Source organism: uncultured Ralstonia sp., assembly GCA_913056305.1.
Lineage (GTDB): Bacteria > Pseudomonadota > Gammaproteobacteria > Burkholderiales > Burkholderiaceae > Ralstonia.
Map to the genome: position 1 here is coordinate 1 of CAJXMR010000290.1, position 4,875 is coordinate 4,875.

The following is a 4,875-nucleotide window of genomic DNA, read 5'->3' on the forward strand; positions in this document are numbered from 1 at the left end:
GTCCACAGCGCGGAGAGCTGCGAAATCTGCTTCGCCTCGGTCGAGCCCGACACGTCCAGCATCTGCGGCAGGTAGTCGATCTGCAGGAAGGCGCAGACGCGGCGCAGGGTGTCTTCCTGGTGTGTGAGGAAATCTTCGTAGCGGAGGGTGAGCGTGCGTTCGGGGTGCTTCGTAATGAGCGCGTTGGCGGCGCGGTGGGTGGCCACCCAGGTCTGCGCGTTCAGCAGCGTGTCGAAGTCGTGGATGATGGCCTTGCTCATCGACGCCACCTGCGCGCGCGGGTCGCGCACCACGTTCAGGAACAGCATGTCGGGGAACAGCGACATCAGCGCGTCGGCGTAGTGCACGCTGTCGAGCGACTTGTCCATGACCACGCGCGCGCCATGCTGCTCACCCGCACGCAGCAGTAGCTCCCAGACGATGCGGTGCACGCTGCGCGCTTCGTAACGGATGGCCTCGAACACCTCCACCGGATCGAATACCACGCCGGGCCACTTGACCATGCTGGCCGCCTGCAGGCCGATCACATCGGTCACCAGGCGGAAGTAGGTGCGGTCGTCTTCCAGGTCGCCGTAGAGCGGCACCAGCGGCATGAAGTCGACGATGTGCAGCGGATACGGCGAATAGAAATCCGCATTGAAGTTCAGCCGCAGCCGCAGCGCGTGGCTGCCGCAGCGGCGCAGCGGGATCATCAGGACCGGGCGCGGGCGGGACGTCTGGGCGCGGCGCGTGTCGGTGCTGGCGATGGCGGTCATCGGGAATCCTCCTGTGAGTGTCTGGGCGTGCCGTGCACGGCAAAGTGGTCGGAAAACGCAGCAATGAAGGCATCCAGCTCCGCCGCCGGCAGCACGTTGATGCCGGCGGCGGCCCGCCGACCGCCGCCGGTCGGGAAGCGTGTGCACAGGTGGTCGGCCGCACACGCGTCGGGCGCGCCGGAGCGTACGCTCACGACATACGCGCCGCTCGGGCAGGCAGTCAGCACGGCAAATGAAGACGCACGGCGCGTGGCCGCGAGCTGGTTGGCGAACACGCCCGACACGCGGCGCGCCCACGGCGCGTCCGGCAACACGTAGATCGCCCCCGCGGCCCACTGCAGCACCGGCATGAGCGCCGCCGTGTGGGCCATGTCGTCGCGGTAGCCTAGCGCGAGCCGCCGGAAGAGCGGGGACTCGGCCATGAACGCAAACGGATCGGCGAACGGCCGGATGGCGCGGTACAGCGCATCCGGCGCGATATGCAGGTCGTCGATGCATTCGCCGTAGGCGTTGTAGTTGATCAGGCAGCCCAGCTCGTCCAGCGCGCAGGTCTGGTCTGCGGACAGCCCGGCTTCGGCCGCCAGCGCCTGGGCCGCCGGCGCGAGGTTGTCGCCGAACGCTGCCACGATCGCCCAGTGGCGGAAGCGCCCGCCCACATGGCGGTCGACCAGCAGGCTGGTGCAGACGTCGCAGGCATCGCTCCACATCAGTTGCAGCGCCGGGTGTGTGAAGGCCTGGCGTGCCGAGTGATGGTCGAAGTAGGTCACTCGGCCGCCGGCCGCGAGGATGCGGCGCAGCGCGTCGGCATTTGCATCGAGCGACACGTCCAGCACCGTCACGTCGATGCTCGCCTCGCACGGCACCTGCTGCAACAACGCGATGTCGCGCTTGACGCCGGTGATCAGGCGCGCCGCGCGCGGCTGCGCCAGCCGCAGCTGATGCAGCGCGCAGATGCCGTCGGCGTCACCATTGAAGACGTCGTAGGCCGGCGCGTGTTCGGCTGCGCTAGGCGGCGCCATGATCGCCCCCGATGCGCATGCGCTGGAGGACGTGGCGATATAGCGCCGCCGTGGCGGCGTCTAGCGATAGCGTGCCGGTGTCGAGGCAGAGCGCTGGGGCGATGGGCGCCTCATACGGCGACGACACCCCGGTGAACTGCGGAATCTGCCCGCGCCGCGCGCGGGCATACAGCCCCTTCGGGTCGCGCGCTTCGCAGACGTCCATCGACGTGCTCACATGCACTTCGACAAAGCGATCCTCGCTGACGATGCTGCGCGCCATGGCGCGGTCGTCACGGTAGGGCGAGATGAAGGCGGTGATGACGATCAGCCCGGCGTCGTTCATCAGCCGGGCCACCTCGGCGATGCGACGGATGTTCTCTTTGCGATCCGCCTCGGAGAAGCCGAGATCGCTGTTCAGGTGGTGGCGGATGTTGTCGCCGTCGAGCACCGCACACGATTGCTTGGCATCGAACAGCCGTTTTTCCAGCGCGTAGGCGAGGGTCGACTTGCCGGCGCCGCTCAGGCCCGTGAGCCAGATCGTCATGGGCAGGTGACCGAATTGCTGGGCGCGCAGTGCGTCGGTCACCTGGCCGGCGTGCCAGAACACGTTGGGTGGGGCGCTGCGTTGCGCGCCGCCCGGCGTCAGTGAGGATGCCGAAGGCGCGGCGGCATGGGCCGGCTCCGGTTGCCGTGCTTCGGGCGTGTCAACGTGGCGAGTCAGCGTGCTGGTCTGCATAACGCGGCCTTCCTTCGGGTGACAACCATGACGACAAGGCGGCGTGCCAAGCCCGCCGCCCGTTGGCGCCTTCGCCGCGCGCTGCTCAGGCCGGCCGCAGCACCGGCTGGCGGCGCGGCACCACAAGCTGCGCCTGTGCCGGTCTGGCGCTGCCGTGCCCGTCGGCCAGCTTGAAGACGCTGACCACCTGCACGAGCTGGCCCGCCTGTTCCCGCATCGATTCGGCCGCCGCGGCGGCTTCCTCGACCAGCGCGGCGTTCTGCTGCGTGACTTCATCCATCTGCGCGATGGCGTGGTGGATCTGGTCGATGCCACCGGCCTGTTCCTCGCTGGCGCCCAGGATCTCGCTCATGATGTCGGTCACGCGCTTGATGCTGGTCACGACGTCGTGCATGGTGCTGCCGGCCTGCTCGACCAGCGCATTGCCGGCGTCCACGCGGTCCACCGAGTCGTTGATCAGCGCCTTGATCTCCTTGGCCGCCGCCGCCGAGCGCTGCGCCAGGCTGCGCACCTCGCTGGCCACCACGGCAAAGCCGCGCCCTTGCTCACCCGCACGGGCGGCCTCGACCGCCGCGTTCAGCGCGAGGATGTTGGTCTGGAAGGCGATGCTGTCGATCACGCCGATGATGTCGACCACCTTCTTCGACGCCTCGTTGATCGCGCCCATGGTGTCCACCACCTGCGCCACCACCGAGCCGCCCTGGGTGGCAACACCGGCCGCGGCGGAGGCCAGCGTATTGGCCTGCCGCGCGTTGTCGGCGTTCTGCTTGACGGTGGCGTTGAGCTGTTCCATCGAGGCGGCGCATTCCTCCAGCGCGGAGGCCTGTTCCTGCGTGCGCGTGGAGAGGTCGAAGTTGCCGGTGGCGATCTGGTCCGACGCAGTGGCGATGGTGTCGGTGCTGGCGCGCACCTGGCCGGCGATCTTGGCCAGGGCATCGCGCATGGTGCGCATCGCCATCATCACGCTGGCGGGGTTGTCGTCGCGCGCGGCTACGGCCACGGTCAGGTTGCCGTGGGCGATTTCGCCGGCAATCGCGGCCACGTCGCCCGGCTCGCCGCCGAGCTGCCTGAGCAGGCCGCGCGTGATGAGCATGGCGGCGATCAGGCTGATCGCCAGCGCCAGGCCCGCCAGCACCAGCAGCCAGGTCAGGCTGAGGGTGTAGCTGGCTTTGGCGTCGACAGTGTTCTGGTCGTTGAGCTTGTCTTCAAACGCGACCAACTGGCCCATGAGCTCCCACCATTTCTTCTGGATGGGGCGGAATTCGAAGCGCAGCACCTTGTAGGCCTCGTCCTTCTGGTTGGCCTGGATCAGCGCCTGCACCCGGGCCGTGATCGGTGCGGCCAGCGCGGCCTGCTGCTTGATCTGGTCGAACAGCGATTTTTCGTCGGCCGTGGTGTCGGGAATGGTGGAGAACATGCGGCCCAGTTTGTCCTGGGCGTCGCCATATTCCTGGGCCTGTTTCTCGATCCGCTTGAATTCGATCTGGATCTCGTCGGGCTGGTCCAGCAGGATCAGGTTGCGGTAGGCCAGCGCGCGTTCGGTCACGCTGGTATTCATCTTGGTGGCGAGCTTGCCCTCGACCGCGTTGATTTCCGTGGTTTCCTGCATCAGCCGCCGAAAATCCGCCATTCGGTTGAGGCTAAATAGCGTCACGAGCGCCAGCAATACCATGGCAAGCCCAAAACCCAGGCCGAGCTGGGTTGCGACCCGCATGCGCGAGAAGTTCATCGGATCCCCCGAGATGGCATTTCTTGAATCCTGCTTATCGAATTGCCATCGGTGAACTTTAGGTTTTTGGCAAGGGTTAGGCCAAATAAGTTATTTGCTATGGAGAAAACTGAATAGGTTTCCCGATATTGGTGCGTAAACGGCCTGCGTGAATTAATGCAGATTCAAATCAGATGTTAATCGGTCTGAATTCTCGGCAATATGCGTGATCGGTGCGACGTGACCTGCATGGCCGCGGCATTCCAAAACGCGAGGCGGTCGGGTCTGGAGCAGCGCGTACGCTCATGGCACAGGCGATGTCAGTGCCCACTGCGCACGTCAGCCGCCTGCGGCAAGGAAGAGGGGGGAGACAAGCATGCCGCCTCACAGGACGGAGGCGGCGAGACGGATGCGGATGGGCGCTTAGACCGTGCGCTTGGTTGGCACCAGCGAGCGCCAGAAGCGCTGGCCGAAGCGGCGCACGTCGCGCAGGTTGCGCTTGAGCAGGTAGTCGAGGTCGGCGATCTGTTCGTCGACGGCCTCGGTCAGCAGGCTCACCGTGTCGGCGGGCGGCAGTTCTAGGTAGGCGTCGGCTTCACCGTATGCATACTGCACGCGCATGCCGGCCTTCTTGGCGATGTGCATCATGGCCGCGTTGCGCGACAGGCAATGCAT

The 4,875-nt window shown here is 66.5% G+C and carries 4 protein-coding genes and 1 pseudogene; all 5 read right to left on the reverse strand.

Annotated elements, in window-relative coordinates; all coding sequences use genetic code 11:
* On the reverse strand, window positions 1-755 hold a 755-nt coding region (locus QZ609_RS24590; protein ID WP_295500487.1), incomplete at its 3' end, for a sulfotransferase.
* Complete coding sequence (locus QZ609_RS24595; RefSeq protein ID WP_295500489.1) at window positions 752-1,774, reverse strand: hypothetical protein; 1,023 nt, start codon at window positions 1,772-1,774, stop codon at window positions 752-754. The genes QZ609_RS24590 and QZ609_RS24595, both read right to left, overlap by 4 nt.
* A complete protein-coding gene (gene cysC, locus QZ609_RS24600) occupies window positions 1,761-2,492 on the reverse strand; it encodes an adenylyl-sulfate kinase (protein WP_295500491.1) in 732 nt (243 codons plus the stop codon). Before cysC ends, QZ609_RS24595 begins: the two co-directional genes overlap by 14 nt.
* An 85-nt stretch (window positions 2,493-2,577) precedes the next feature.
* A complete protein-coding gene (locus tag QZ609_RS24605) occupies window positions 2,578-4,221 on the reverse strand; it encodes a methyl-accepting chemotaxis protein (protein ID WP_295500493.1) in 1,644 nt (547 codons plus the stop codon).
* Between the two features lie 402 nt (window positions 4,222-4,623).
* A pseudogene (locus QZ609_RS24610) lies at window positions 4,624-4,875 on the reverse strand (GNAT family N-acetyltransferase); the annotation flags it as partial.

What these genes read in the sequence shown, in the direction of transcription:
- QZ609_RS24595 (WP_295500489.1), bottom strand. Translation starts at nt 1,774, where the DNA reads ATGGCGCCGCCTAGCGCAGCCGAACACGCGCCGGCCTACGACGTCTTC.
- cysC (WP_295500491.1), bottom strand. Translation starts at nt 2,492, where the DNA reads ATGCAGACCAGCACGCTGACTCGCCACGTTGACACGCCCGAAGCACGG.
- QZ609_RS24605 (WP_295500493.1), bottom strand. Translation starts at nt 4,221, where the DNA reads ATGAACTTCTCGCGCATGCGGGTCGCAACCCAGCTCGGCCTGGGTTTT.